This is a genomic window from Corynebacterium kalinowskii, from assembly GCF_009734385.1.
Taxonomy (GTDB): Bacteria; Actinomycetota; Actinomycetes; order Mycobacteriales; family Mycobacteriaceae; genus Corynebacterium; species Corynebacterium kalinowskii.
Genome location: NZ_CP046452.1, coordinates 801,320 through 826,574 on the forward strand (window position 1 = coordinate 801,320; position 25,255 = coordinate 826,574).

Annotated in this window: 24 protein-coding genes and 1 other RNA gene; 11 read left to right on the top strand and 14 right to left on the bottom strand. The window is 59.7% G+C overall.

Features of this window, described 5'->3' with window-relative positions:
* The first annotated feature begins 1 nt into the window (after position 1).
* The 3 genes from CKALI_RS03790 to CKALI_RS03800 all read left to right on the top strand — a co-directional run bounded on the left by CKALI_RS03790 (position 2) and on the right by CKALI_RS03800 (position 2,552).
* On the top strand, positions 2–628 hold the full coding sequence (locus CKALI_RS03790; protein ID WP_156192032.1) for an MBL fold metallo-hydrolase: 627 nt from the start codon (positions 2–4) through the stop codon (positions 626–628).
* Between the two features lie 96 nt (positions 629–724).
* Positions 725–1,120, top strand: an RNA gene (rnpB, locus tag CKALI_RS03795) — RNase P RNA component class A.
* Between the two features lie 28 nt (positions 1,121–1,148).
* Positions 1,149–2,552 (top strand): RNB domain-containing ribonuclease, encoded by a 1,404-nt coding sequence (locus CKALI_RS03800; RefSeq protein ID WP_156192033.1) that lies wholly within the window; start codon positions 1,149–1,151, stop codon positions 2,550–2,552.
* Here CKALI_RS03800 and CKALI_RS03805 read toward each other — a convergent pair.
* Positions 2,549–3,796 carry a galactokinase family protein gene (locus tag CKALI_RS03805; RefSeq protein WP_197079755.1) on the bottom strand — a complete coding sequence of 416 codons (1,248 nt, stop codon included), beginning with the start codon at positions 3,794–3,796 and terminating at the stop codon, positions 2,549–2,551. The two genes, CKALI_RS03800 and CKALI_RS03805, sit on opposite strands and share 4 nt — an antisense overlap.
* 127 nt (positions 3,797–3,923) lie before the next feature.
* Here CKALI_RS03805 and CKALI_RS03810 point away from each other — a divergent pair, with 127 nt between their 5' ends.
* Positions 3,924–4,136: a hypothetical protein gene (locus CKALI_RS03810; protein WP_156192035.1), complete on the top strand. Its 213-nt coding sequence runs from the start codon at positions 3,924–3,926 to the stop codon at positions 4,134–4,136.
* A gap of 170 nt (positions 4,137–4,306) precedes the next feature.
* Here the strand turns inward: CKALI_RS03810 and CKALI_RS03815 are convergent, their stop codons facing one another.
* Positions 4,307–5,962, bottom strand: coding sequence for a CYTH and CHAD domain-containing protein (locus tag CKALI_RS03815; RefSeq protein WP_156192036.1), 1,656 nt, complete (start codon positions 5,960–5,962; stop codon positions 4,307–4,309).
* Between the two features lie 138 nt (positions 5,963–6,100).
* Here CKALI_RS03815 and CKALI_RS03820 point away from each other — a divergent pair, with 138 nt between their 5' ends.
* From CKALI_RS03820 to CKALI_RS03835, 4 genes are all read left to right on the top strand, one after another.
* Positions 6,101–7,441 (top strand): glutamine synthetase family protein, encoded by a 1,341-nt coding sequence (locus CKALI_RS03820; RefSeq protein ID WP_156192037.1) that lies wholly within the window; start codon positions 6,101–6,103, stop codon positions 7,439–7,441.
* Positions 7,442–7,452: 11 nt separating this feature from the next.
* On the top strand, positions 7,453–10,527 hold the full coding sequence (locus CKALI_RS03825; RefSeq protein ID WP_156192038.1) for a bifunctional [glutamine synthetase] adenylyltransferase/[glutamine synthetase]-adenylyl-L-tyrosine phosphorylase: 3,075 nt from the start codon (positions 7,453–7,455) through the stop codon (positions 10,525–10,527).
* A 9-nt stretch (positions 10,528–10,536) separates the two neighbouring features.
* On the top strand, positions 10,537–10,830 hold the full coding sequence (locus CKALI_RS03830) for a hypothetical protein (RefSeq protein ID WP_156192039.1): 294 nt from the start codon (positions 10,537–10,539) through the stop codon (positions 10,828–10,830).
* A 130-nt stretch (positions 10,831–10,960) separates the two neighbouring features.
* Complete coding sequence (locus CKALI_RS03835) at positions 10,961–11,461, top strand: hypothetical protein (RefSeq protein WP_156192040.1); 501 nt, start codon at positions 10,961–10,963, stop codon at positions 11,459–11,461.
* Here CKALI_RS03835 and CKALI_RS03840 read toward each other — a convergent pair.
* Genes CKALI_RS03840 through CKALI_RS03850 form a run of 3 tightly spaced genes read right to left on the bottom strand, consistent with a single transcriptional unit; the run spans position 11,427 to position 14,082 of the window.
* Entirely contained in the window at positions 11,427–12,656 is a 1,230-nt protein-coding gene (locus CKALI_RS03840; RefSeq protein ID WP_231580526.1) for an MFS transporter, read from the bottom strand. The two genes, CKALI_RS03835 and CKALI_RS03840, sit on opposite strands and share 35 nt — an antisense overlap.
* Positions 12,649–13,341 (bottom strand): sortase family protein, encoded by a 693-nt coding sequence (locus tag CKALI_RS03845; protein ID WP_156192042.1) that lies wholly within the window; start codon positions 13,339–13,341, stop codon positions 12,649–12,651. The genes CKALI_RS03840 and CKALI_RS03845 overlap by 8 nt, the downstream gene beginning before the upstream one ends.
* A 6-nt stretch (positions 13,342–13,347) precedes the next feature.
* Positions 13,348–14,082, bottom strand: coding sequence for a hypothetical protein (locus tag CKALI_RS03850; RefSeq protein WP_156192043.1), 735 nt, complete (start codon positions 14,080–14,082; stop codon positions 13,348–13,350).
* A 42-nt stretch (positions 14,083–14,124) separates the two neighbouring features.
* Between CKALI_RS03850 and CKALI_RS03855 the strand changes: the two genes are divergently transcribed.
* Entirely contained in the window at positions 14,125–14,814 is a 690-nt protein-coding gene (locus CKALI_RS03855; RefSeq protein WP_156192044.1) for a hypothetical protein, read from the top strand.
* A 61-nt stretch (positions 14,815–14,875) separates the two neighbouring features.
* Here the strand turns inward: CKALI_RS03855 and CKALI_RS03860 are convergent, their stop codons facing one another.
* The 4 genes from CKALI_RS03860 to glnA all read right to left on the bottom strand — a co-directional run bounded on the left by CKALI_RS03860 (position 14,876) and on the right by glnA (position 18,711).
* Complete coding sequence (locus tag CKALI_RS03860; protein ID WP_156192045.1) at positions 14,876–15,091, bottom strand: hypothetical protein; 216 nt, start codon at positions 15,089–15,091, stop codon at positions 14,876–14,878.
* A gap of 23 nt (positions 15,092–15,114) precedes the next feature.
* The gene (locus tag CKALI_RS03865) at positions 15,115–15,978 is read right to left on the bottom strand and encodes a PRC and DUF2382 domain-containing protein (protein WP_156192046.1); all 864 of its coding nucleotides are present in this window, start codon (positions 15,976–15,978) and stop codon (positions 15,115–15,117) included.
* A gap of 294 nt (positions 15,979–16,272) precedes the next feature.
* A complete protein-coding gene (locus CKALI_RS03870) occupies positions 16,273–17,169 on the bottom strand; it encodes a DUF2262 domain-containing protein (RefSeq protein WP_156192047.1) in 897 nt (298 codons plus the stop codon).
* A gap of 75 nt (positions 17,170–17,244) precedes the next feature.
* On the bottom strand, positions 17,245–18,711 hold the full coding sequence (gene glnA / locus CKALI_RS03875) for a type I glutamate--ammonia ligase (protein ID WP_231580549.1): 1,467 nt from the start codon (positions 18,709–18,711) through the stop codon (positions 17,245–17,247).
* 156 nt (positions 18,712–18,867) lie between these two features.
* Between glnA and CKALI_RS03880 the strand changes: the two genes are divergently transcribed.
* On the top strand, positions 18,868–19,338 hold the full coding sequence (locus CKALI_RS03880; RefSeq protein ID WP_156192048.1) for an RDD family protein: 471 nt from the start codon (positions 18,868–18,870) through the stop codon (positions 19,336–19,338).
* Between the two features lie 69 nt (positions 19,339–19,407).
* Here the strand turns inward: CKALI_RS03880 and CKALI_RS03885 are convergent, their stop codons facing one another.
* The 4 genes from CKALI_RS03885 to lipB all read right to left on the bottom strand — a co-directional run bounded on the left by CKALI_RS03885 (position 19,408) and on the right by lipB (position 24,039).
* On the bottom strand, positions 19,408–21,024 hold the full coding sequence (locus CKALI_RS03885) for an aspartate:alanine exchanger family transporter (protein ID WP_156192049.1): 1,617 nt from the start codon (positions 21,022–21,024) through the stop codon (positions 19,408–19,410).
* 242 nt (positions 21,025–21,266) lie between these two features.
* Positions 21,267–22,043: a DUF4191 domain-containing protein gene (locus CKALI_RS03890; RefSeq protein WP_156192050.1), complete on the bottom strand. Its 777-nt coding sequence runs from the start codon at positions 22,041–22,043 to the stop codon at positions 21,267–21,269.
* A gap of 180 nt (positions 22,044–22,223) precedes the next feature.
* A complete protein-coding gene (gene lipA / locus CKALI_RS03895; protein ID WP_156192051.1) occupies positions 22,224–23,270 on the bottom strand; it encodes a lipoyl synthase in 1,047 nt (348 codons plus the stop codon).
* Positions 23,271–23,280: 10 nt separating this feature from the next.
* Positions 23,281–24,039, bottom strand: a complete 759-nt coding sequence (lipB, locus tag CKALI_RS03900; protein ID WP_156192052.1) for a lipoyl(octanoyl) transferase LipB — start codon at positions 24,037–24,039, stop codon at positions 23,281–23,283.
* 54 nt (positions 24,040–24,093) lie between these two features.
* Here lipB and CKALI_RS03905 point away from each other — a divergent pair, with 54 nt between their 5' ends.
* Positions 24,094–24,822 (top strand): AIM24 family protein, encoded by a 729-nt coding sequence (locus CKALI_RS03905; RefSeq protein WP_156192053.1) that lies wholly within the window; start codon positions 24,094–24,096, stop codon positions 24,820–24,822.
* Positions 24,823–24,876: 54 nt separating this feature from the next.
* Here the strand turns inward: CKALI_RS03905 and gcvH are convergent, their stop codons facing one another.
* A complete protein-coding gene (gene gcvH, locus CKALI_RS03910) occupies positions 24,877–25,254 on the bottom strand; it encodes a glycine cleavage system protein GcvH (protein ID WP_156192054.1) in 378 nt (125 codons plus the stop codon).
* Position 25,255 lies beyond the last annotated feature (1 nt).

Below are 25,255 nucleotides of genomic sequence, written 5' to 3' on the forward strand. Positions count from 1 at the left end.
TATGACTCTTCGCATTGATCACGTAGTAACCAACGGAATTTTCGCGCTCGACGGTGGCGAGTGGGAAGTAGACAACAACATTTGGATCGTCGGCGACGATTCCGAGTGCTATGTCATCGACGCAGCTCACAATGCCGCGCCGATCATTGAAGCAGTGGGCGGCCGCAAGGTGAAGGGCATCCTCTGCACCCACGCCCACAACGATCACATCACCGTGGCTCCCGAACTCTCCGAAAAGCTGGACGCACCGATCTTCGTCCACCCAGGCGATCAGATGTTGTGGGAGGAGACCCACGGTTCGCTGGCCCACGAGAACCTGGAAAACCTGCAAACATTCCAGATTGCCGGCACTGACATCCAGGTGCTGAACACCCCGGGACACAGCCCAGGCTCCTGCTGCCTGTACGTGCCAGAAGCTGGCGAGTTGTTCTCGGGCGACACCCTCTTCCAGGGCGGACCCGGAGCGACGGGACGCTCATACAGCTCCTTCGACACGATCATCGATTCTCTCCAGAAATCTATCCTGACATTGCCTGCGGAGGCGATCGTGCGCACCGGACACGGCGACCACACCACCATCGGTTCTGAGGCACCACACCTGGAAGAGTGGATCAAGCGCGGCCACTAGTTACACGGCCGGAAACGGCCCCGCAGGCGGATGTAGAGCTCAGACAAAGTCCGTTTCGGGAGCCGAATTCCGCAGTGTATACTGGGAAGACGCGAACGAGCCGACTGGGTAATCGCGGCTGCATGTATCGGCCTTGTTAGGTGCTGACCTGCGTCGAGGAAAGTCCGGACTCCACAGAGCACGGTGGTTGCTAACGGCAACCCAGGGCGACCTGAGGGAACAGTGCAACAGAGAGTAGACCGCCTTCTTCCGGGAAGGTAAGGGTGAAAGGGTGCGGTAAGAGCGCACCGGCGACGTAGGTGACTACGCCGGCCAGGTAAACCCCACTGGGAGCAAGGCAAGAGGCCGCACCGCTTGGTGTGGCTGCGTGGGTTGGGCTGCTCGTCCAATAACCCACGGGTAGCTGCTTGAGGCGCATGGGCAACGATGCGTCCAGATAGATGATTACCACCCGCAAGGGAACATAATCCGGCTCATAGGTTGGCTCGTTCGCCCCACATCTTCCCTACAATGGGAAAACATGAAACTCTACGCCGCCGCCCTCAACTTCCGGCCGATCGCCGAAGAATACTCCGTGCCCACGGATTTCACCGCCCAGGTGCACGAGGAGGCAGCCAACGCGCAGGATCGATTTGCGGAGGGCAGAGTTGATCGCCGAGACATCGAATTCGTCACCATCGATCCCGTAGGTTCGATGGATCTGGACCAAGCAGTGTGCATCACCAAGATCGATGGTGGCTACCGCGTCTTTTACGCGATCGCGGATGTTGCAGCTTTCGTCGCGCCGGGTTCCGCCCTAGAAGCCGAATCCTTCAAACGCGGCCAAACGATCTACCTTCCCGACGAGCCCGCACGCCTGCACCCCGAGGAGATCTCGGAAGGACGCGCCAGCTTGCTTCCCGACGTCGATCGCCCCGCAGTCCTGTGGACCTTCGACCTCGATGCCAACGGCGAAGTGACGGATTCGTCCGTAGAACGCGTCGTCGTGCGCAGTCGGGCCCGCCTCGACTATGACGGCGTGCAGGCTGACCTGGAGGCGGGCAGGTTGCACCCATCGGTGAGCTTGCTTCCGGACGTCGGCAAGCTGCGTCAGGCGAGCGCACTGAGGCGCAGCGCGGTGAACCTGCGCCTGCCGAGCCAGCGGGTTGACCGACGCGATGATGGTCGTTATGAGCTGGAACTCGAGCCTCGCCTGGACGTTATGGAGTGGAACTCGGAGATTTCTTTACTCACGGGCATGGTCGCGGGGCAGATGATGGCTGCGGCGGGTATTGGTGTGCTGCGCACCCTGGGGCCGGCGATGCCTAAAGCTCTCAAGGAATTTGCGATAGAGGCGCAGGCGCTGGGCTTCAACTTTAAACCCGGTCGTCAACCAGTGGGTGAGTTTATCGCGAGCCTAGATGTCACCACGCTGCCCGGCATGGCGGTGATGCGGGAAGCTCAAAAGCTGCTCCGCGGAGCTGACTACGACGTCCTTGCCGGTGCTCCTTCGAAAGACGACGTTCACGCGGGAGTCGGCGGTTTCTATGCGCACGTCACCGCACCCCTGCGACGCCTAGTGGACCGATTCGCCACCGAAACCTGCCTCGCCATCGCAGCGGGCACGCCTGTGCCGGAATGGGCGAGCTCCCGGTTCGACGACATCGCGGAATCCATGCGACGCACCACTGCGCTTGCCAGCAATGTCGATCGTGCATGCCTGCGGCTCACCGAGGCAACAGTGCTTACCCCTTATGTCGGCGACACTTTTCCAGCGATCGTGCTCGCGTCCATGCCGGAGCAGAATAAGTCCCGCATCTTCATCAGTGAGCCACCGATGCTGTGCGGTTGTGCTGGCAGCCCGGAGGAAGCCATCGAGGTCACGGTGCGTCTGGAAGATGCTGACATTGAAAAGCGGACCGTAACCTTTACCTGGCCCGCCTAGCAGCCGCGCAGGGGGACCACGGTGAAGCCGTCGGCCGCCAAATCGGAGATCAGATTAGTAGACTTCTTGGCCTCAGCGTGCACGATGACCGCGCCGGCCAGGCGGGCCGCTGCGCTGCGTACTGCCAAAGCGCCCCGCGCAAGACACAGGTTCGCCAGCGCAGTTTCCTTTTCCGGCACCACCTGATACAAGGATTCTAGATCTCGCTGTGAATCCCCGACCAGCGACAACGCTTCCTTTGCCTTGCGGGCGCGCAGCACCATTGATGCTTTAGTTGCGCGTTCCGTCTCCCGCTCGAAGAAGGAAAGCCAGCGGTGGGCCTCTTCAAGACCGGGGTAGTCGTCCGCCTCATTCGCCTTGTGCATCGCCGTCAGCCACTGCGTCACGCGCTGCGTAGCATCAGGAAGTCGGCGCAGGTAGTCCACACCGAATGCAGCCGCAGCCTCGTCGACGAACCGCTTGCGCTCGGCGATATCGGTTACCGGCTCGTCGTGGGGTAGTGCTACGAGGAAGCTGGCGTAGTCGGTGGCGTCGCGAAGCATAGGCGCGTGGGTGACAGAACCGTCAGCATAATCCACGATGTTGAAGGCATCCTCAGACCCGCGCAGCGCCGCGGTGTAGCGCGCCCGGAACGACGGCACCGCGGAAAAGAGTTGCGCAGAGCTGGCGCAGATTTCGGCGAGTCGCGCTTTGAGAGGAGCGTCAAGTTTGTGTTCGGAGCTTTCGGCAAGGATCGACGCGAAGGCAACCTCGGCGGCCACTTCATCACCCAAACCGACCCGCGCTGGAATCTCCGATACAACGGTGATGTTGAAGCCCTTGGTATCACGACTCAAGTACTGACGATTCACCATCGACCAGACGACACCTGCGAGGCGAACTCCAGGGCCACCGAGCGTCAGTGACGGTGAGGCATCAGAGCCGCCGTGCTGCAATTGCGCGGCGCACTGGGACACCTCATAGAGGGTGACGCTGTCGGTGAACGATTGAACGTCACCGTCGACATCCAGCTCGTGCGTGGTCACCATGATGGTGTCATCTTCGCGCGGGCTCGCGGCCACCGCGACGTGTAGTGGGGCCGTCGCGTTGATAACTAAGCCACCGACGTGATCGGTGTGCTCGCCCAAGAAATTCCACGTAGCAGGGGAAACAGCAGTCCTCGGCACGGTGGAATCGTAAGACTGCTGATGTAACTCGGCGACGCGATCAATTAATTGGGCATCAGGGTGTAGCCACACCGGCATGAAAATCAAGACTCCTTGAGCGGGTTCTATAACAGTCGCATCTACTTTACCCACCCAGCCTTTTTCAGCGCCGTTTTGGTGGAAAAGTTCCAGTAGCGTGGAGGTACCCACACTAAAGGAGGAAACCATGGATAAGGAAGATCTGAAGTGGTACTACAATCCCACTACCGGCGAGGTCACTCAAGGGCCTGAAGGTGGCTGGGACGAGCGAATGGGCCCATATGACAGTCGCGAAGAGGCCGCATCGGCACTGGCTGTGGCTGCTGAGCGCACCAAGGCCGCTGACAATTATGACGAGAAGGACGACGACTGGGGCGTAAAGCCAGCCTGGGATAAGTAGCGCCGTTGGGGCGGGCTTAATCTAAAACCGGCTATGTGAAACCGGCTATTCGGGGCAAAACAAGGGAGATTTGCCTAGATTCGGGCTAGTCTGAGAGATTTTGCCCCGAATAGCCGGTTTCACATAGCTGGAAATGGCCTAGCCACCAGTTTGGCAACCGACGCTAAGGACTAATTGTCCTTAGCGTCACTTGCCTTTTGAGATTTGGCTGCCACACGCGCGGCTTCCTTCTTCATTGACTTCGAGAGCTTCTTGTATGCCTCTTCGATGTCCTTGGCAGCTTCGTTGTACCCGCGGAGCGCTTCCATGCCAATCTCACGTTCACGCTGGTAAAGAACGCCGTAGGCGAAAGTGTCTTCACCATGCTTGCGGGCGGATTCCGCCAGCGCGAGCAGCTCGTCGCGAGAGGTGACGGAGTCCTGGAAGTCGCCAAGCACCGACTGCATGGTCTTGCAGGCTGCGTACAGGTCCTTCGTCTTAAGTCCTGTGGCGCGGCCGACAGCATCAGCGGAGTAGCGCAGCTTCTTGGCCGCCTTGCGCATGTTGTGGAAGTTCTCCTCACGCTCGCGCAATGGGGTTTCAGTCTCTTCCCACTCGGTGACGGCAACGTTATGGCGCTTCATCAGCTTCTTGTACGCGCTGACTAGGTGCTCGAAGAGTGCAGCCTCTTCCTCGTGCTTTACGTCCGCCACAGATGCCGATTCGGTTTCCGATGGGGCAAGTGGCGGGTTCACAATCAGATTCTCTAGGCCCTCGAGTAGATCGAAGTAGCGCTTAGAGTTCAACACCTTCAGGATCGTCCGGTGCGCGCGCTCGTACTTACGCTGCATGTCGTGGGCGAGGTGCTCGCCAGAAGCATCATCGATGATGTTGTCATCATCAAGCCCAATCAGCATCTGGAACCGCTCCGCCACCACTTCGGCGTCGCGGGCAATACCCAAGGTTGCGGCGAGCAGCTTAAGCTCTTCCTCCAGGTTGAGGTACTCCTCGCCCGTGAGGATGCCCTCAAACGTCTGCATGAGGCTGCGCAGCTCGCGGGTGGCCACACGCATCTGGTGCACGGAGTCCCACTCATCGCGGCGGACTTGGGGATCAACCTCCAGGAGGCGGTCGCGGTTCACCCGCAAGGCATTAACGACGGCAAATGCTGCCGTCTCCTCATCCAGCTCCGCCATCGCAGGTGGCAGGGGTGCGTAGTTGATCGAGTTGCCCAGGGCAGCGACCAGCTTGGATGGGCTCGCGGATGGGACGGCACCGACGGCCTCAAAGACCGCGCGAGCGGATTCGAGCAGCTCAGGGGCTTGCTCAAACTCCTGTCCAGCCGGGGTGAGTTCCAACTCCCATTCGCGCCACTCCTGCTTGATACCGGCAGGCAGCAAAGACCAAGAAGTGACGTGGTCGTCGCAGAACTCGGCGTAAATGGTGCCTTGGTCGTCGGCAAGCGCGTGCTCGTGGCGCTCGTTGTCTACCTGGGCGATGACCTGGAGTGGCAGGTCGCGGATGATGGCGCGTACCGGATCGAGGATTTCTTGCGGTGCGTCGTCGGAAAGCGGGGCGCCGATTTCGATGCGGCCCTTGTCGGACGGCAGCTTGATGTGCCATCCTTCGTCCTTGCCACCAGTGCGGCGGCGCAGGGTGATCTTGGCGCGGGTCAGGCGCAGGTCGGCGGTGTCGTAGTAGCGGGCCGACAGCGAGTGCACCACGGTGGATGCGACGGTGTCGATGCCAACGATGGAGCTAAGTTCCGGCACTTCAGTGGTCGGAGAGGTGGCGAACTTGAGTTCGACCTCCAGTGCTCGGGTTAGCGGGGTAGTGGACTTACTCATTATTACCTACCTTTCACGGCGCGAACTTCAGAAAAAACGCGCAGGTTATGTCACCAACCAGAGTATCGGACAACCCGGACAGGTGGTAATACCCAATGCCCCTGCGGTAGGGGCCGGAAGAAAAGTACTGTTGTACATATGAATAGCCAACAGGAATTCGTGCTCCGGGCACTGGAAGAGCGCGACATCAGGTACATCCGACTGTGGTTCACAGATATTCTCGGATACCTCAAATCGGTGGCCGTGGTTCCGGCCGAGATCGAGTCAGCGTTTGAAGAGGGGATTGGCTTCGATGGATCCGCCATCGAGGGGTTCTCGCGCGTCTCGGAAGCCGACACTGTGGCTCGCCCTGACCCCTCCACTTTCCAGGTGCTGCCGTTCGAGCACGATGACTCGGAGCCGCATTCGGCCCGCATGTTCTGCGATATCACTATGCCGGGTGGCGAGCCGAGCTGGGCAGATCCCCGTCAGGTGCTGCGCCGCCAGCTGGATGCTGCGGCCAAAGAGGGCTTCACCTGCAACATTCACCCAGAAATTGAGTTCTACCTGACCAAAAACTTGCCTACCGATGGCTCGGCCCCACAGCCGACAGATGTGGGCGGTTACTTCGACCAAGCCATGCACGACGAGGCACCGCACTTCCGCCGCGATGCCATCGCAGCGCTGGAAGCCATGGGCATTTCTGTGGAGTTCTCCCACCATGAAATCGGCCCGGGCCAGCAGGAAATCGATCTGCGTTACGCGGATGCACTGACCATGTCAGATCACATCATGACCTTCCGCTACCTGATCAAGGAAGTTGCTCGGCGCAACGGGGTGTACGCCACGTTCATGCCGAAGCCGTACCAGGAGCATGCGGGTTCGGCGATGCACTCGCACATGTCCCTCTGGGAAGGCGATTCGAATGCCTTCCACGATCCAGATGACGAATACAACCTGTCTCGCACGGCAAAGCAGTTTATTGCCGGCATCCTGCATCATGCGCCCGAGATCTCGGCGGTGACCAACCAGTTTGTGAATTCTTACAAGCGGTTGCAGTTTGGCAACGAGGCCCCGACTGCCGCCACGTGGGGGCTGTCTAATCGCTCCGCAATGGTGCGCGTTCCTACCTATAGTCCGGGCAAGATTCGGTCCCGTCGCATCGAGATCCGCAGCCTGGATTCTTCGGCGAATCCGTACCTCGCCTACTCGGTTCTCCTCGCGGCTGGTCTGAAGGGAATTAAGGAAGGCTACGATCTTCCCGATCCAGCAGAAGATGATATTTCGCTCCTCACCCGCCGCGAACGCTTGGCCATGGGATACGTGGATCTGCCACAGAGCCTGGATCAAGCTTTGGCGCTGATGGAGAAGTCTGAGTTGGTGGCGGACGCGCTCGGCGAGCACGTCTTTGAGGTATTCCTGCGCAATAAGTGGCGTGAGTGCCGTGACTATCAGGCGCAGGTCACCCCGTGGGAGCTGCGCACCGATCTCGGCTATTAAAGGAGACCACCTTGTCCAGCCCCCGTTCCTCCCGATCCAGCCTCCCGACCCCAGGCGCGCTCAGTTTGCACGCCGCCACCGCCGAAGCTGACCTCGAACTGCTCGGCTGGTACAACGCCGACTCACTCGACGTGCTGTGGGCGCTGTCTGGTGCAGGCGATGGCGACCTCGCACTCAACAACCTGGTGCGCCTGCAAGCTGCGCTTCGGGAGGCCGGTCAATGGCAGCTTTTCGACGCCACAGTCCGCTCCGACTTGGCCTTCCGCGTCCGCTTGTTTGCACTACTGGGTGCTTCCTCGACGCTGGGGGACCATCTGGTGGCCAACCCGGAGACGTGGGAACTGCTGACGTTGCCACTGCCAACCTCAGCTGAACTGCTGCAGGCGATGCTTGGCTGTGTGTCGGCAAAGCCCGCAGGGCTGGCGGGCGATACCGCGACGCCGGATCTGAGCACGCCCGGTACGTATGTCGCCGCGGAGTCGGGGCTGGACGTGGAACGCCAGATGCAGGTGGAATATCGGAGCCTGATCATGCGAATCGCCGCGCATGATGTGGCTGGTACGTATCCGGGCAATTCGCGGCGTCCTGGCCAGCCAGAGGTGCCGTTTACCGTCGTCGTTGAGCTGCTGGCCGGCCTGGCTGATGCCGCGCTCACCGCTGCCCTGGCAGTGGCGGTTCGGACTGTCTACGGCGATGATGCTCCGGCTCAACTAGCGGTAATGGCCATGGGCAAGTGCGGTGCGCGCGAACTGAATTACATCTCTGACGTGGACGTCATTTTCATTGCCGAGCCTGCAGATACCAAGGCGACCAAGGTTGCGGCCGAACTGATGCGCATTGGTTCCAAAGCCTTCTTCGAGGTTGACGCGGCCCTACGACCGGAGGGTAAGGCGGGTGCACTCGTGCGCACCCTGGAATCCCATGTCACCTATTACAAGCGCTGGGCACACACCTGGGAGTTCCAGGCCTTGCTTAAGGCGCGCCCGATGACGGGTTACCTCCCGCTGGGGCAGCAGTACATCGAGGCGCTGGATCCCATGGTGTGGGTCGCCTCCGAACGGGATAGCTTCGTGAGCGATGTCCAGGCGATGCGACGCCGGGTGATCGAAAATGTTCCATCTGACCTGCGGGAACGTGAGCTTAAGCTGGGCATCGGTGGTTTGCGCGATGTCGAGTTCGCCGTCCAACTGCTCCAGTTGGTGCATGGCCGCAGTGATGAAACGCTGCGGGCGAAATCCACCATCCGTGCGCTGGACGCACTTGTCGCCGCTGGATATGTGGGTAGAGAAGACGGCCGGATCCTGATCGAAGACTACGAGTACCTCCGCCTCCTAGAACACCGGCTCCAACTGCAAAAGCTGCGACGCACCCACACCATGCCACCGGAGGAGGACTCGCAAAGCCTGCGTTGGCTGGCCCGGACCACCGGCACGGTGAGCACCGGTGCGCAGCGCAGTAGCGAAATCCTCACGGAGGAATTCCGCAAGGTCCGCATGGACATTTCGGGTCTGCACTCCAAGCTGTTCTACCGCCCGCTCCTCGAGTCCGTGGCTGCACTGTCCGTGGACACGTTGCGACTGTCCCCGGAGGCCGCAAAACGCCAGCTGGCCGCCCTGAACTACCAGTTCCCGGACCGCGCCTACGAGCACCTCACGGCCCTGGCATCGGGCAAGTCCCGCAAGGCGAAGATCCAGGCCATGCTGCTACCGACCCTCATGGGCTGGCTCGCCGAAACTCCAGATCCAGACGCGGGTTTGCTTGGCTACCGCAAGCTTTCCGACGCCGCGCTGGATCGCCAGTGGTTCCTGCGTATGCTGCGCGATGAAGGCATCGTGGGCCAGCGACTCATGCACGTCCTGGGCACCTCACCGTATATCTCGGATTTGATCCTTGCCACACCTGATGCAGTGCAGTTGCTGCGCGATGGCGCGAACGGGCCGATGCTGCTGCAGACAGATCCGGACACTGTCTCTACCTCGCTGGTCGCCGCCGCATCCAGGCATCCAGACCCAGACAAGGCCGTAAAGGTTGCTCGCAGCCTGCGACGCGTGGAGCTCACCCGCATCGCAGTATCCGATCTCCTGGGACTAATGGATGTGAAAGAAGTATGCGTGAGCCTGTCTCGCGTGTGGGACGCGGTGCTCGACGCTGCCTTCAATGCAGAGATTGCTGCCTCGACTCCGGAAGGTGAGGAAGCTCCGGCGCGTATCGCGGTGATCGGCATGGGGCGTCTCGGCGGACAGGAGCTGGGCTTCGGCTCCGATGCTGACGTGATGTTTGTATGCCAGCCACACGCCGGCACCGAGGAGAACGAGGCCGTGAAATGGGCAATCGGCGTGTGCGATCGCGTGCGCTCCCGATTGGCTAAGCCATCACAAGACCCTGAGCTCGAAGTTGATTTGGGGCTGCGGCCAGAGGGGCGTTCGGGTGCGGTGGTGCGCACCATGGAATCCTACGAGCAGTACTACGAGCGTTGGGGGGAAACCTGGGAGGTGCAGGCTTTGCTGCGCGCCGAATATATCGCTGGTGATGAGCAACTCGGCAAGGCTTTCATCGCCATGATCGAGCGATTCCGCTACCCAGCGCAGGGTGCGTCGGCCAAGACGGTGCAGGAGGTGCGCCGAATGAAGGCCCGCGTCGATAATGAGCGCCTGCCGCGTGGCGCAGACCGCAACATGCACACCAAGCTGGGGCGCGGTGGCCTCACCGACATCGAATGGACCGTGCAGCTGCTCACCATGATGCACTCCCACGAGGTGCCGGAGCTACGCACGGCGTCCACGTTGGAGGCGTTGGATGTAATCGAGAGCCACGAGCTTATCGACGCATGGAAAGTCGATACCCTTCGCACAGCGTGGCTGACTGCGACCAAAGTGCGCAACGCCCTCGTGCTCATTCGCGGCCGCCGCACCGACGAGATACCGCCCTCCGGCCCGCATTTGGCCGCCGTGGCGGGTGCAGCCGGGTGGGGGCGTTGGCAATCGCAGGAGTTCCTCGATTACTACCTGAAGGTCACGCGCCGGGCACGTGCCGTGGTGGACGAGGTCTTCTGGGGAGAACCGGCGCTCGACTCGCACCTGGATTAGGGTGGGGGCATGGGAATTTCTATGTCTTTGGACCTGAGCTCAGCGACTCTGGCCGAGCTCGCGGCGCTTGTTGATGCAGCTCAAGCAGCCGGGGTGAGCCCCGATACTGAACTAAAAGTAGCGGGGGATACCTTATCGCTTGAGTTTGGCGATGTCGTTCGCCCAGAGGTGGTTGATGCAGAGCCGGTGACCCCATCTGGTGCGGATGCAGTACGGGACACCGTGCGCCAGGTATTGAGCGAGGAAGCCGTGCGTGGGCTTTTTGATACCTTGATTACAAAGAACTCGCAGCGTCGCCCCTAATTTTCCAGCTTTGGCAGCAACCCCAAAGCCATTAATGGTTTCTTTTGTGCTCGTTAGCATCACCGTTTGATCGTGCCGCAGTGGAATAAGAGTTGTCCCCAATTTCCACGAGGTACAAGGAGCACGCATCATGCGTAACAAAGCACTCATCTCATCCGCTGCCATCAGCTTGGCCCTTCTGGGCGGCGGCGTCGCCTACGCCGCAACAGATGATGCCACCCCAGCGCCAACCGCTGTCGCCAAGCAACACGAAGCCAAAGGACAAAAGGGAATGTCATCCCTGGCAGAAAAGCTGGGCGTAACTGAAGACCAGTTGCGCGATGCGATGAAATCAGCTCACGGCACCAACGGCGACCGCGAACAGGCACTCGCCGATGCACTGGGCATCGACGTGGCCACCGTGACGACTGCCATGGGGGAGATGCACGCCGATCACCAGGCCGCCATGCGCAGCAACCTAGAAACCCGCATTGATGACGCTGTGGCCGCGGGCACGTTGACTGAGTCCGACAAGGAATCGGTGCTCAAGGCTTTTGATGCCGGCCTCCTCGCCCCACAGGATCTGAAGAACAAGGGACTAGGTAAGCATGCTGAGACTAAGGACTCGACCGCAGGTAGGCAGCACGGCTAAGCACTAAGCCGACGATCGCCAGACTCCAGACGACGAACACTGCGATCCAGGCGATGCGGAAGTCCGACCAGGTCCAGACGCTGTCTGAGACCTGGTTCAGGATGACGCCTACGCCTTGCGCAGCGAGCATCGCGGCAAGGAAGCCGCCCATGTTCGCGAGCCCGGTGCCCGTCGTCACCACTTCATGGGGCAGCGTTTCGCGTACCGTGTCGAAACCATAGTTCGATGCGGGGCCGAGGAAACCGAGGAACCCGGCGATGATGGCCACCGCCAGGAAGCCACGAGGCTCGGCGCTGAAGAAGAACCCGGCCATCAGGACAAACAAAAACACGGTGAAGCCGAGCGACACCAACTCCCGCTTGCGCCCCGCGTGGGCCGACAGGATGCCGTGCAAGGGCCCGGCCAGCACTGTAGCGATGGTATTGATCACCAGCACGGAAGCCGCATTGGCCGGGGTAAGACCCATCCCCAACGTCATGGTAGGCATACCCCAGAGCAAGTTGAAGACGATCAGCGGCATCAGCATAGCGCCGTGATTGAAAAAACCCATCCAGCAGACGGGGCGGCGAAGGACGTCGATAAGCGGTGTGGTGCGGGCGCGACGCTGCTCGTGCGGGCTGTCCTTAATCGCGATGTTGGCGGCGATCGCAACCAGCACGCCGACCGCACCGAGGGACAGAAACGCCGCACGCCAGCCGTGTACCCCGAGGATTGCGAGGAACGGGACTGCTGACAGGAACTGTCCCAGCTGGCCGAGAGCCGCGCTGAGCTGGGCAAACAGTGGCGTGTGTTTGAGTGGGAACCAGAACGGCAGGATGCGCATGAGCGAGAGGAACGCGGTGGCATCGCCGGCGCCGATGAGGATGCGCGCGCCGATCGCGACGGGATAAGCACTGGTCAGGCCCAGGATGAGCTGCCCAATCGCCATCACCACCGCTCCGGCGAAAAGGAGTCGGCGGGCGCCGAAGCGGTCAATGAGGATGCCCGTCGGAATCTGCACGAGCGCATACACTCCGACCTGCACGGAAGTGAACACCGCCAGCTGGGAAGCATCGATGCCAAAGTGATGGGTGGCATCGACACCGGCGACACCCATCGACGTGCGTCCAGCGATGGCGACGATGTAAACGGCGACAGCGGCTGCCCAGACGATGATTGCTGTCCGGGTGAGGCGCTTGCGTGGATCGTTAAGCAAGGTGACCCGAAACAATCACGTTGTAGCCTAGATCTTGAGTTCCAGACACCGAGCAGGCGATCAGAATGATCCGGCCTTTGTCATTTTCGTTCATCAGCTCGGCATCCTCGATGGCGTCGTACTTGTCCACCAGCCATGCGTTGTCCACGATCCACACCCGCTCGTTACCAGCGGCGTCTTTCATCGTGATTCGTGACCCATTGAGCACGTCCGAGGCGTAGCGACCCACCGTGCCGCCTGACGCCGCGGGCACCTGCTGCGGTGGCTCATTGAGATTGACCGCCGCCGTGACGACCTCCGAGATCGAGTTGAACACTAGTTTCTGTTGGCCCCACGCGTGGCCCAACACATACATCGTGCCTTGCTCAACGGTGCTCGGGTTTTGACCCCAACCCTCGACCCACCGCACCATCGACTCCTGTGGTCCCGCGGGATTCAGCGGCAGCTCGTAGGGCATCGACGCGAACTGCGCCCCCACGACCGGTGCTGGCCCGTCCATCTCAAAGCCGCCGACGGTGGCTGGGGGCGGGCTTTGATTTTCCATCTTGGTCGGGGTGGGGGTTGCGGTGGTAGAAGTGCTTATCGACGTCTCCGGCGCCGGGGCGCTCACATCGTCCTGTTCCTTCTTTCCACATGCTGCAAGGAGCAGGGCAGGGATCAATAGGATGGCAGTGACACGTCTCATAGCCCTTTAGGTTACCGAATACTCCCAACCTTTGTGCCCGAAGCTCAGCTGTTCTCCCGGAGCTTCTCCTTGGAAGAAAAGGCGACTGCCGTGAAGCCGCGGAAGCAACTCTAGGGCGGTCTTTACCTCGAAGTTGTCGGGATCCTCCAGATAGCCTTCGGGTTCTTCGTTGGTGAACGCCGCAAACCGGTGATAAGACAGTGCCTTGATCCTGCGCAGCGGGGCACTATCAGCCTGCTTGGACGTGAAGACCTTTATTTTGGCGAGCTGGTCATCGGTGACGTCGGGAAATGCATTTTTCCTGAAGAGGTCATGGAAAGCGTCGGGGGCGCGGCTCTTGATTATGGAGATAGCGCTGAGGGTTTCCCGAGCCACCACGTTGGCTTCCACTTCGGTGAGGGGGAAAACCTCTGCCCAGTCCCCGTCACCGACTACCAAGCCCTGAATCTTGGTGTCCAGCAAAAGGGGCTGGTCATTGAGCCACACGCGGCCAGGAAGCCATGGACCGTCTGCTCGGTTAAGTACGGTGCGCAGCAGAGCGACCAGCGCGCCAAGATCCGCTTCGAATCCGGTGATGGAGAAATCTTGGGGTTGATCAACGGTGCAGACAGTAACCAACTGAGTTCCGCTGGCATCACGGTGGCGAAACGCCCACACTTCAGCGGACATTCCGGGGTCGTGAATCTCAACTCGTTGCAAGCCATAGCGGTACTCGAGCTGTCGCAACTTCGCTTCCGTCATGATCTCCAGCATGCCACAGCGCAGTCCTTTAGATTAAGGAGTATGAATCGGAAATTAAGTGCAGTCGTTCTCGTTCCCTTGCTGTTGGTTGCCTGTTCCAAGGCTGAAGAGCAACCACCGGTGGTGACCATCTACGAAACCGAAACCATTATGCAGCCGGCTCCAGCTGACACAAGTCGGGCTCCGAGCCCATCAACTGCCGCTACGTCAGCGGTGGCTGCCGCCCCAAAGAACAAGATCATTCCCGTCGAAGCCCTGGAGACGCTGTGGGTTCCATCGCTGTGCGGTAACCAGGCAGCGAATCTGGTGAACGGCGAGCTCCCGGCCAGTGCTCGCACCGTGTCGAATTACGCTCAGCTTGCGCGGGACGAAAGTGGCGCGCCTAAGGGTGCCTACACCGACATTAACGGCGATGGCCGGGATGAGGCAGTCATCGTGTACAACTGTGATGGCGGTGGCGCGGCGGGCTGGCCCGACAATCTCCTGATTTACGACAATGATCTGAACTATCTCACGGACTTCACTGGATGGAAAGACGTGAGTGGCTATAGTCCAGCTCGCCACCACATCCAGGCTTTCCAATGGGATGAGGACAGCATCCGAGTCCAGTGGCTCGGTTACGCGGAAAAAGATGCGGCGTGTTGCGCTTCCCGGAAACTGCTGGGAGAGCTCACGATGCCTGGTGGCGTGCCCACCATGACTCTCATTACTGATGTCCCGGTAACACGCTAAGGGGCGGAAATACTGAAAGCCGGACCCAGTAAGAACTGGGTCCGGCTTTCAGAGGTAGAAGCTACTTTACTTCGCGGCCGAACTCGCGCTTAACTTCAAAGCCACGATCGCCCTCGGATTCCGGGGAGGTGATGCGTGCTCGACGCTCTGCCTCGGAAACCTTCTCGGCGGCCTTGTCTTGGAGATCGCCAGAGTTTTCTGGGGCGTTCTCGCCGTTGGACTGCTCTGGGTCGAACGAACGCGGCGGGTTACGGTCGCCAAATGGGGAGTCGGACATGATAGTTACCTCTTTGCGGTGAATTAGCGGCGGCGGTTGAGGTCGCGGTCGGTCTCGACGCCGTCAACCTCGATCTTTTCCTTGCGGATTTCTTCGGAGACAGTCTCGGTGTCCCGGACGGTGTCCTTCTCCAAGCGTACCTCTTCTACTGGAACTGTCTCCTTGTTCACGGTGACGCGCTCCTCGTGCAGTGTGACGGATGCTTCCTCTTCGCCGATGCCTGCGCCACGAATGCCACCCTTGTGGGAGTCGCCGTCGATTGGGGTGCGCTCGACGCGAACCTCTTCACGGGTGACTGGAACCTCGATGGTCTCGGTGTCCTCGACCACGTACTTGCGCAGGCGTGCCTCGCCGGTCTGGACGTTTTCCTTGTCTACGGTCAGGCGCTCCTCGGAACGAACCAGGGAATCGCGGTCGCCGTCGATGTCCGTCAGGTCGCGACGGTCGCGGTCCAGGTCAGCATCGCGATCGAAGTCACGGTCGCCGTCGCGGTGCAGATCGCGGTGACGGTCATCGTGAGCAGCAGCACCGGTGCCTGCAAAGCCAGCGCCGGACTCGTAACGCTCGGTGTCGGTTGTACCGGTGAGACCGAAGTGCTCGTAGACGCGGTTCTGATCGGATGGGGTCAGGGCGTTGTTGACATCCAGGTTTGGTGCGTCCTTGATGCGATCCTTGGAGAAGGCCAGCTTCAGGTCGTCGCCGTTAAAGGTGTGGCCGCGAAGTGGCACGATGGAGGATGCCATTCCGAACAGGCCGTGGCCGACCTCTACGAACGTTGGCTGACCGGAGTTGTCATCAACGAAGATCTCCTTAACGCCACCGAGCTTCTCGCCGGAGTTGTCAAAAGCAGTTGCATTGAACAGGTCTCGAATGTTCTTGTTAGTCATTTTCGATATTTCCTTTCTAGTCATCTTGCTTTCGGCAGTCGGTGTGTTCCCGACCGGTGAGACCCACGTTAAGCGCGCCGTTGCCGGCCGTGCCAACATTTGCGCTTCTCGACGCCACCGGCCACCAGGCATTTTCCGTTCCCGTTATCTTTTGGTAATTTTCAGTTTTCTCGCTCTCAGGTGGGGATTTTTATCAATCGCACCCATTTAGATAACTGGATAGCAACAATGCTAAAAACTGGCCTGAGAGGGGTCTTGGATCGCAATTCTGGTCGATTTTGGTCGTCGCACCGCTCACATCTCAGCCTTTTTTGGTTCACCAGACCGCGTTGCGAAGACCTCTATGGGGTGCCCGCCGAACAAATACCCATCGTCGAACTCAACGCTGACGTTGCCTCGGCTAGGTATGGTGACGCACCGTGGACTAATTCGGTCGTAAACGTCCTGCGAAGTCCACAGCGGGGCTGGAGTGGGGCGACTTTCGGCTTCGGCGACATCATCGCGCCAGTGATTGGCTTTTCGCAGCATTGCCTCACTCGCGAAGACTCGTGCGCTCTCTAGAAATTCGGCCGAGTAGACGTGCTCCAAGAATTTCAGGCCGGAGGCAAAACTCTTCCGGAGGTTGCCTTTGCCAGCGATGAGTAGTTTGTCACGCGAGTAGTCCAGGGCGATGTCGACACCAAGCTCTTCGTCTCGGGCCTCGAAACATGACAGCTGGCGATTAAATGTCATTGCTCCGAACGGACCCTCAAGCACAACCGGCCGTGCGACTGCCTCTGCGAGCGCGTCAAGCTCGGGATCATCCTCTGCCGGGAGCAACTCATGGATGTTGAAGCGATGCTGGATCGCGATCGTCGTCTGATAGTAGGTACCCCGGGCCCGATACACCTTGAATGGCTCTAACTGCTCCATTTCGCGTCGATCAACGCTAGCCGACGTAGCATCCGCTTCGTACCACTCGGGGTAGAGGAAGAAAACGCTGGAGTCTAAAACTTCACCGTCCGGCAAAATTCGTGCGGCAATGCCGTAGTGGAAGACTCCTCTCACCCGTTTCTCCGGTGGGGAATAGCGCAGTGGATAATCTCCCCTGCCAGGAGTGACTGACGCGATGAAGGCAAACTCAACCGGCTCACCGGACAGAAGCGATTTGATCTTTGGATCGTCGGGAAATTCCTCGTAGAGAGACAACATGAGTCCGACAATACCTTCGGGGCAATAGGAAAAGCCCGCATCCGAGGCGGACGCGGGCTCAAACTAGATTGCTAACTAGCAATCGAAGTACATCTCGAATTCCTGCGGGTTAGGGCGGGTACGGTTCGGGACGATCTCTTTGTCGTACTTGAACTTGATGTACGTGTCGATCAAGTCCTCGGTGAAGACGCCGCCTTCGGTGAGGAAGTCATGGTCGTCGGCAAGCGCCTCGAGCGATGCTTCCAGGGAGGTAGGCGCGGTTGGGATGGACTTTGCTTCCTCTGGTGGAAGCTCGTAGAGGTCCTTGTCCACTGGTGCGTGTGGCTCGATGCGGTTCTTGATGCCGTCGAGGCCGGCCATCATCATGGCAGCAAAGCCGAAGTATGGGTTGCCTGATGGGTCCGGCGCGCGGAACTCGATGCGCTTGGCCTTTGGGTTGGAACCGGTGATCGGGATGCGGATCGCAGCGGAGCGGTTGCGCTGCGAGTACACGAGGTTGATCGGGGCCTCGTAACCTGGGACCAGGCGGTGGTAAGAGTTCAAGGTCGGGTTGGTGAAGGCCAACACGGCGCCAGCGTGGTGCAGGATGCCGCCGATGTAGTAACGGGCCATGTCGGATAGGCCAGCGTAGCCATTCTCGTCGTGGAAGAGTGGCTTGCCATCCTTCCACAGGGACTGGTGGGCGTGCATGCCGGAGCCAGCGTCACCGGCAAGTGGCTTAGGCATGAAGGTAGCGGCCTTGCCGTTAGACCTGGCGACCTGCTTCACGATGTACTTGAAGGTCTGCAGATCGTCAGCGGCGTGCAGCAGGGTATTGAACTTGTAGTTGATTTCCTGCTGGCCCTGGCCACATTCGTGGTGGAAACGCTCGACATCGAAGCCAGCCTCGCGCATGCGGCGGACCATTTCATCGCGAATGTCCACGGCGCCGTCGTAAGGAGCGTTCGGGAAGTAGCCACCCTTGGTGCGGTTCTTGTAAGCGACGTTGCGGGAACCATCCAGGTTGAATTCCTCGCCACGGTTCCACCAGCCTTCGTCAGAGTCGAGCTCGTAGAAGGCAGCGTTTACATCAGCGTGGAAACGGACGGAATCGAAGAGGTAGAACTCGGCTTCGGCACCGAAGAAACAGGTGTCGGCGATGCCGGTGGAGGCAAGGTACTCTTCAGCCTTGCGAGCGACGTTGCGTGGGTCGCGGGAGAACGGCTCACGGGTAAACGGATCGTGGACGAAGAACTTCATGTTCAGCGTCTTGGCAGGACGGAATGGGTCGATCATCGCGGTTGCCACGTCTGGCAACAGGTTCATGTCGGATTCTTCAATGGTGGTGAAGCCACGAATAGAGGAGCCGTCGAATGCGAGACCTGCTTCAGCTGCTTCTTCATCAAACATGCTTGCCGGGATGGACAGGTGGTGCTCCGTGCCTGGAACGTCGGTAAATCGAATATCAAGAAATTCGACGTTCTCGTCCTTGATGTACTTAACTACATCGGCGACGTTTTCAAATGCCACGTGGTGCTCCTCGCGGGTGTGGTCCGCTGACATGCGGGCCGGGCTGTTAGTTGTCGAGCTGGACCTGTTTTGGACAATGACCAGCCACAGCACAGCTTTATTCACTGTTGCATAACTATCAGTGTACAAAGTTCGGCCGAAATAAAGCCAAATTGCGCTTGTATTTCGTTCACGGATACATTGCTAGGTATGTCAGAAGCGAAGCGCAGTTGGATCGAGGGGCCCGCGATCCCCGGAGACTTTGACGACCTCGGCCCCGGCAAGTGGCCCGGCGAAAAACTCGGACTCCCTGAAAAAGGCCCCGGAGCTTTGGCTTCTGTCCTTCGGCGCTGTGGTGGAATAACCATCGACTGGTTCTTCGCCATGTTCATCGCCATCATCATCCGAAACTTCACTGCGGCCCTCGGCGGCGTGCCTACTGTCACGATGATCCTGTTCTGCATCATCTCCGTTGTCGGTGTCACCCTCTTTGCCCGCACCCCCGGCCAGGCAATGATGGGGATGGGCGTCGCGCGCGTCGATGCGGAAGAGCGAGTCGGCCTGTGGCGATCCATTGTGCGCATGGCATTGACGGTATTCCTGCTGCCACCGATCCTCGTTGATTCCGATGGTCGTGGCCTGCATGACCGAGCCACCGGTACCGCAGTCATCAGGGGTTAGCACCAAAAAATAGCCCTCCACCCGGATCTTTTCCAGAATATCCGGGTGGAGGGCTTTGTTTATCCCGCGTTACACTAACGCGAAAAGCAGCACCTGCGCAGCGATGATCTTGGCCACCATGGACACGGGGTAGACCGAGGTATAGCCCATGGCAGGAAGTTCATTGCGGGTGTGGTCAGACGCATAGCTGAGCACTGCTGGGTGCGTTTGAATACCAGAGATGATTCCTGCCGCAGTGCCGAAGGGGAGCCTAAGGACGAGGTGGCCGATAATGAGGGCGAGCATGCTGATCACAAAGGTGATGAAAGCGCCGAGGCCGATGACCTGAAGCGACGTCGGGTCGGCCAGCGCCTTGGAAAAACCTGCGCCAGCGGTAGTACCAATTCCAGCGAGGAACAGCGTGATGCCGAGGTTTTGCATGATCCTCAGAGCAGAGTAGGGGGTCTGCCAGACGAAGCTGCCCGTCCTACCGAGAGCTCCCAGCAGGAGCGCCACGATGAGTGGGCCACCGGCGTTTCCTAGCTTGAGCGTCATTCCCCCGGGAAGTGGGATCGTTACCATGCCGAGCAGTACTCCCAACGTGAGACCGATGAGCAGGGGAACTAGGTTGACGTCGGACACCACGCGGTAGGAATCTCCGAAGAACTTGGTCGCTCGATCCAGCTTGGTGGCGGTAGTGACCACGCGGACGCGGTCGCCCAGGTGCAGCGTCATATCGGGGGTTGCCACCATGTCATCGTCGCCGCGACGAATGCGGGTGACCAACAGGTCAGACATCTTGGGGCGGAGCTTTTCCAGCGGAATGCCCACCACATCCGGGTTGGAAACAAATATGCGGCGGTAATCGAGGCCCTCATCGTGGGTAGGCTCGCCAGGCATGGCAGTGCCGATCTCGGCCACCGCCTTCGCGATCTCCTCCGCTGTACCGACGATGCTAAGAATATCGCCTGGCTGGGCGCGGTCGCCGAGATCCGGAACGTGCAGTTCATCGCCGCATTCGCGGCGCGAAACAATGACCTCTAGCTGCAAAATGTAGGGAATATTCGTGATCGCCGGAAGATCGTCGCGCTCGACCCGAACGCGCTGCGTCAGCAGTTCCTGCACCGCCACTCCAGCAGCGGTAGCCTCCGCCTCGTGGTCGATCCGGAACAGCTTGGAGCACAAGCCGATGCTCACAATCACCACCAGCACACCCAGCGGGTAGGTGAGGGAATATGCGACCACCGGCAACTCGGAGACGCCGGCCAGCTCGGAGGCGTCGAAAAGCGCGGGCAAGGATTCCTTGGCGGCAGCCATCGCGGGCGTGTTGGTGAGCGCGCCGGTAAACATGCCCACCGCGGTCGCGGGGTGTAGCTCGCTTGCCTTAACGACGCCATAGGCAACCGCAGTCGTGGCCGCGATGACACCCACGGCGAAGAGATTGTGCTTCAGGCCAGTGGTTTTGAGGGAATGGAAGAAGTCGGGGCCGGCTTCGAGACCGATGGTGTAGACGAACATCGAGAGGCCGATGATGTACACGATCGGTGGGAGAGTGATTGCTGGGTTGAGGGTGGAAAGTCCGAGCCCAACAAACAGTACAGCGGCGACGCCCAGCTTGAACGATCCGATCCGAACCCGGCCAAGCAAAAGCCCTAGCGCCATGATGACAACTAGGGCGAGAAGCTGATTTTCTACAAGGAGGTTCACTCTTCAAAGTGTGCCCCAAGTGGGTCATATCCTCAACTAGGTGCAGGCTGGGTTTGATTTCGCGCGAAAACTGGATACATAAAACCCCATAGTACGAGTAGGGAAGACGATACAAGGGCGAATTTTGTCACATAGCACACTGCCTACTCACACTATGGGGATTTACACATCGGGAATCAGCCAAAGGGCACCGCGAACGAAAGAACCCGCAACCAACAGGTTGCGGGTTTTAGGGAGGAGCTTTACTTTCCGCGCTCCGCCTGGCGACGCGCGCGACGGTTCATGCCGGAGATCTTGGCGCCCTTCGGCAGTGGCCCCTTAGGCAGGCCGGTCTGACCAGGGCTGGAAACGGCATCCATGGCCTCGATCTTCTGGGCCAAAGCGTAGACTTCGTCCTTCTTGTAGTTGCGAGGCATCTTCATGAGCTCCTTCTGGAGGTCGCGAAGACGAACCTGACCTTCACCTTCACCGGCGTATACCTCGTAGATCGGCACGCCACCGGACACGCGGTTCAGACGACGCTTAGCCTGCGCTATCATTGGCTTGAGTCGGTGCATTTCGCCTTCGCCGACCAGCACGATGCCCGGGTTACCGATCACGCGGTGGACAGCATCCATGTGCGTGTTCGCAGCAATAGCAGTCTTGGTGCGCCACGCCATGCCGACGCCCGACTTCAGGTTCTCCAATGCCCAGCCGGCAGCGCCAGGCTGGTTCTCCGCCTGGTCGTAGACCGAATTCTCCACGCGCTTGGTAAAGACGTACATCGCGAGCATGAAACCGAGGGCAAGGCCGATCGGCAGCATCCACCACTGGGCACCGAAGAAGTAACCGATACCAAAGAACACCAGGCCAAGGCCCAGAATGGACAACAGCATCAACGGCACAAGAGCTTTGTCGTTCTTGCGCTGCATGTTGAATGCTTGCCACATTTGGGAGTAGTTCTGCTTGCGCTGGGCGCGCTTCGCCGCCTTTGCTTCCTTCTCGGCCGCCTTTTGTTGGACCTTCTTCGCGTCTGCCATGACCTCTACTTTAGGCCACGTGTGCGCATTTTCTATATTGAGGGGCAGGTACGTGTCGGTCGTCAAATTCCCGGAGTTTGGGGGAGCGTGCTTTGCGAGGTCAATGTCGGCGAAAACAGCAATCCCGCGTTCCCGTCACAATGACGTCGCAGTGACAAGGAAACGCGGGATTAAGAACACTTAGCGAGTAGTTACTACCGGAGTCTCTTCGGAAGGCCCGTACTTGGCAATCAGGGAAGAAGCTTCCTGCGCCGTGGAGCCTTCAGAGGTTTCTGCGAGATGCGCCAGATGAGCGGGGAGCTCCTCACCACGAGCCTTGATGGTCTGCGCGTAAAGGCGGCCAGCGCGGTAGGAGGAACGCACCAGTGGGCCAGACATGACACCAGTGAAGCCGAGCTCACGGGCATAGTCTGCATGTTCCACGAACTCTTCTGGGCGCACCCAGCGATCGATCGGGTGGAACTTGATACCTGGACGTAGGTACTGGGTGATGGTGATGATGTCACAACCGGCGTCGTGAAGCTCGCGCAGGGCTTCCTGCACCTCTTCGACGGTCTCGCCCATGCCGAGGATGAGGTTGGACTTGGTCACGAGGCCGAAGTCGCGGGCCTGTCGAATGACATCGAGGGAGCGGTCGTAGCGGAAGGCCGGGCGGATGCGCTTGAAGATCCGCGGCACGGTTTCCACGTTGTGCGCGAACACCTCAGGGCGGGCCTCGAACACTTCCTGGAGCAGGTCAGACTTGCCGGAGAAGTCTGGAACCAGGTTCTCAACGCCGGTGTTCGGGTTGAGGGCGTGAACCTGGCGCACGACCTCGGCGTAGAGCCAAGCGCCTTCATCTTCCAAATCGTCACGGGTGACGCCAGTGATGGTGGCGTAGTTCAGTCCCATTTCGCGCACGGATTCCGCGACACGGCGTGGTTCATCGCGATCGAGTGGTTCTGGCTTGCCGGTGTGAATCTGGCAGAAGTCGCAACGTCGGGTGCACTGGTCACCACCGATGAGGAAGGTGGCTTCGCGGGATTCCCAGCATTCGTGGACGTTTGGGCAGCCGGCTTCCTGGCACACGGTGTGGAGGGAAGCGCCGGATACGCGCTGTTTCATGTCCTGATACTCAGGACCGGTTTTCACCGAGGTGCGGATCCAACGCGGCTTGTTTTCAATTGGAGTCTGCGCGTTTCGAGCTTCGACGCGCAACATCTTTTTTCCATCAGGTGCAACAGTCACGTAGGCCACCCTACACCTTTCGTTTACCTAGTCCCTTACACGGATCGGGGGCGCTGCCAAACGTATGGTCAGCGACGATAAGTCGGCCTTCCAAGGCATCAGTCAACGCGGCAGCAAGCGGCTCGATGCATTCATCCACGGTTACCTCACGCCCCAGTTCGAGGGACAGCGTGGTGACACCGGCGTCATCGATGCCACAGGGGATGATGTGCTCGTAGTATTCGAGCGTGTTGTTGCAGTTCAAGGCCAGGCCGTGCATGGATACGCCCCGGGTCAGGCGGATGCCGAGCGCAGCGATTTTTCGGTCCGGGCGGCCATCGGAGGCCGGCACCCAGACACCGCTGCGGCCGTCGATACGGCCCGCGCTGGTGACGCCCAACTGACGCACCACCTGGATCAGCGCCTCCTCAATCCGGCGCACGTAATCGACCACATCCACCGGTTCGCGCAGTTTGATGATGGGGTAGCACACGAGCTGTCCCTCGCCGTGCCAGGTAATGCGGCCGCCACGATCAACGTCGATCACCGGCAGCCCATTGGTCGGGCGATCCTCCGGCTGCGTGCGCTTGCCTGCGGTGTAGACCGACGGGTGTTCCAGCATGAGGAGCTGGTCGGTTACCTCGTCTTTGGCGCGCGCCGCTGCGATGTCAGCCTGCTGGTGCCACATGAGCTCGTAGTCTTGCAGGCCAAGCTTGACGACGTCCAAAGGTCCGCTACCAGATCGAATAGGAATATCGGGTGCCGTAAATGGCGGGCGAGGGGCGGTCATAGCCTCCTAGGATACCCCGAGCGTCGATAAGGCCAAATAGCTAAAATCGGAACCATGACCATTTACGGAGATCTCTTTCAGTCATTCAACGAAGTCCAGTCCAATGACCAGTTTGTGCAGCAGAACAAGAAGATGCTCAAACTGAACCTTGCTATGGGCCCGATTCAGGCCAAGGTCGGTTCCATGGTGGCTTACCAAGGCGATGTTCGGTTCCAGAACAAGGGCTCCGGCGGCTTGGGCAAGATGCTGAAGAAGCATGTCACTGGCGAGGGCGTGGAGATGATGGAAGTCTCCGGCATGGGACAGGTATTCCTCGCCGATTCCGCGCAGGAAGTGCAGATCTTCTACATCGAAAATGACATGGTCTCCGTCAACGGCCGCAATGTTCTGGCCTTTTCTTCTTCTATCCAGTGGGACGTACACCGCATCAAGGGCGCCGGCATGATGGCCGGTGGCTTGTTTAACGTTTCCCTCCGTGGCACCGGCTTTGTGGCCATCACCACCGACGGTGATCCGATGGCTCTCAACGTGGCAGAAGCACCCACATTCGCTGACCCGCAGGCAGCAGTCCTGTGGACCAGCGGCGTGCAAATGTCCACCAAGACCGACTTCTCCGGCGGCCTCGGCTCCATGCTGCACGGCGGCACGGGCGAGTCCATTCAGCTGGCTTTCGGCGGGCAGGGCGTCGTCATCATCCAGCCTTCCGAGGGCACCATCTGGGGCAATATCGGCAGCGATGGTGGCTCAGGCGGCGGTGGCGTGTTGGGGAATCTTTTCGACTAAGAATGGCGAAGCTCCCCACCCGCAGCTGTTGCAGGTAGGGAGCTTTGGCTTTTGTTAGACGCCGTTCTTCTCGGCGTACTCGGCTGCCGTCATCATTGGGCCGACCTCGGTGATCTGAACCTCGAAGAGCCAGCCAGCCTCGAATGGGTCGGAGTTGATGATCTCAGGAGAACCGACGAGCTCCTCGTTCACGGCAGTGACGGTGCCGTTGACTGGCGAGAAGATGTCGGATACGGATTTGGTGGATTCGACCTCGCCACACGACTCGCCGATTTCGACGGTGTCGCCGACAGCTGGCAAGTCGACGTAGACGATTTCGCCCAGCGCATTGGCTGCGAAGTCGGTGATGCCGACTTTTGTGGTGGCACCAACTTCAACTGCGGCGAGCCACTCGTGGTCAGCGGAGTAAAGATACGATTCTGGCAAAGACATG

Bases quoted from the DNA above. Each gene is read 5' to 3' on its own strand.
- CKALI_RS03850 (WP_156192043.1), bottom strand. From the start codon at position 14,082: ATGACGGAAGCGAAGTTGCGACAGCTCGAGTACCGCTATGGCTTGCAA.
- lipB (WP_156192052.1), bottom strand. From the start codon at position 24,039: ATGACCGCCCCTCGCCCGCCATTTACGGCACCCGATATTCCTATTCGA.
- CKALI_RS03835 (WP_156192040.1), top strand. From the start codon at position 10,961: ATGCGTAACAAAGCACTCATCTCATCCGCTGCCATCAGCTTGGCCCTT.
- CKALI_RS03815 (WP_156192036.1), bottom strand. From the start codon at position 5,962: ATGAGTAAGTCCACTACCCCGCTAACCCGAGCACTGGAGGTCGAACTC.
- CKALI_RS03905 (WP_156192053.1), top strand. From the start codon at position 24,094: ATGACCATTTACGGAGATCTCTTTCAGTCATTCAACGAAGTCCAGTCC.
- CKALI_RS03805 (WP_197079755.1), bottom strand. From the start codon at position 3,796: ATGCCGGTGTGGCTACACCCTGATGCCCAATTAATTGATCGCGTCGCC.
- glnA (WP_231580549.1), bottom strand. From the start codon at position 18,711: ATGTCAGCGGACCACACCCGCGAGGAGCACCACGTGGCATTTGAAAAC.
- CKALI_RS03810 (WP_156192035.1), top strand. From the start codon at position 3,924: ATGGATAAGGAAGATCTGAAGTGGTACTACAATCCCACTACCGGCGAG.
- CKALI_RS03860 (WP_156192045.1), bottom strand. From the start codon at position 15,091: ATGTCCGACTCCCCATTTGGCGACCGTAACCCGCCGCGTTCGTTCGAC.
- CKALI_RS03820 (WP_156192037.1), top strand. From the start codon at position 6,101: ATGAATAGCCAACAGGAATTCGTGCTCCGGGCACTGGAAGAGCGCGAC.
- CKALI_RS03790 (WP_156192032.1), top strand. From the start codon at position 2: ATGACTCTTCGCATTGATCACGTAGTAACCAACGGAATTTTCGCGCTC.
- gcvH (WP_156192054.1), bottom strand. From the start codon at position 25,254: ATGTCTTTGCCAGAATCGTATCTTTACTCCGCTGACCACGAGTGGCTC.
- CKALI_RS03830 (WP_156192039.1), top strand. From the start codon at position 10,537: ATGGGAATTTCTATGTCTTTGGACCTGAGCTCAGCGACTCTGGCCGAG.
- CKALI_RS03880 (WP_156192048.1), top strand. From the start codon at position 18,868: ATGTCAGAAGCGAAGCGCAGTTGGATCGAGGGGCCCGCGATCCCCGGA.
- CKALI_RS03890 (WP_156192050.1), bottom strand. From the start codon at position 22,043: ATGGCAGACGCGAAGAAGGTCCAACAAAAGGCGGCCGAGAAGGAAGCA.
- CKALI_RS03855 (WP_156192044.1), top strand. From the start codon at position 14,125: ATGAATCGGAAATTAAGTGCAGTCGTTCTCGTTCCCTTGCTGTTGGTT.
- CKALI_RS03865 (WP_156192046.1), bottom strand. From the start codon at position 15,978: ATGACTAACAAGAACATTCGAGACCTGTTCAATGCAACTGCTTTTGAC.
- CKALI_RS03870 (WP_156192047.1), bottom strand. From the start codon at position 17,169: ATGTTGTCTCTCTACGAGGAATTTCCCGACGATCCAAAGATCAAATCG.
- CKALI_RS03845 (WP_156192042.1), bottom strand. From the start codon at position 13,341: ATGAGACGTGTCACTGCCATCCTATTGATCCCTGCCCTGCTCCTTGCA.
- CKALI_RS03800 (WP_156192033.1), top strand. From the start codon at position 1,149: ATGAAACTCTACGCCGCCGCCCTCAACTTCCGGCCGATCGCCGAAGAA.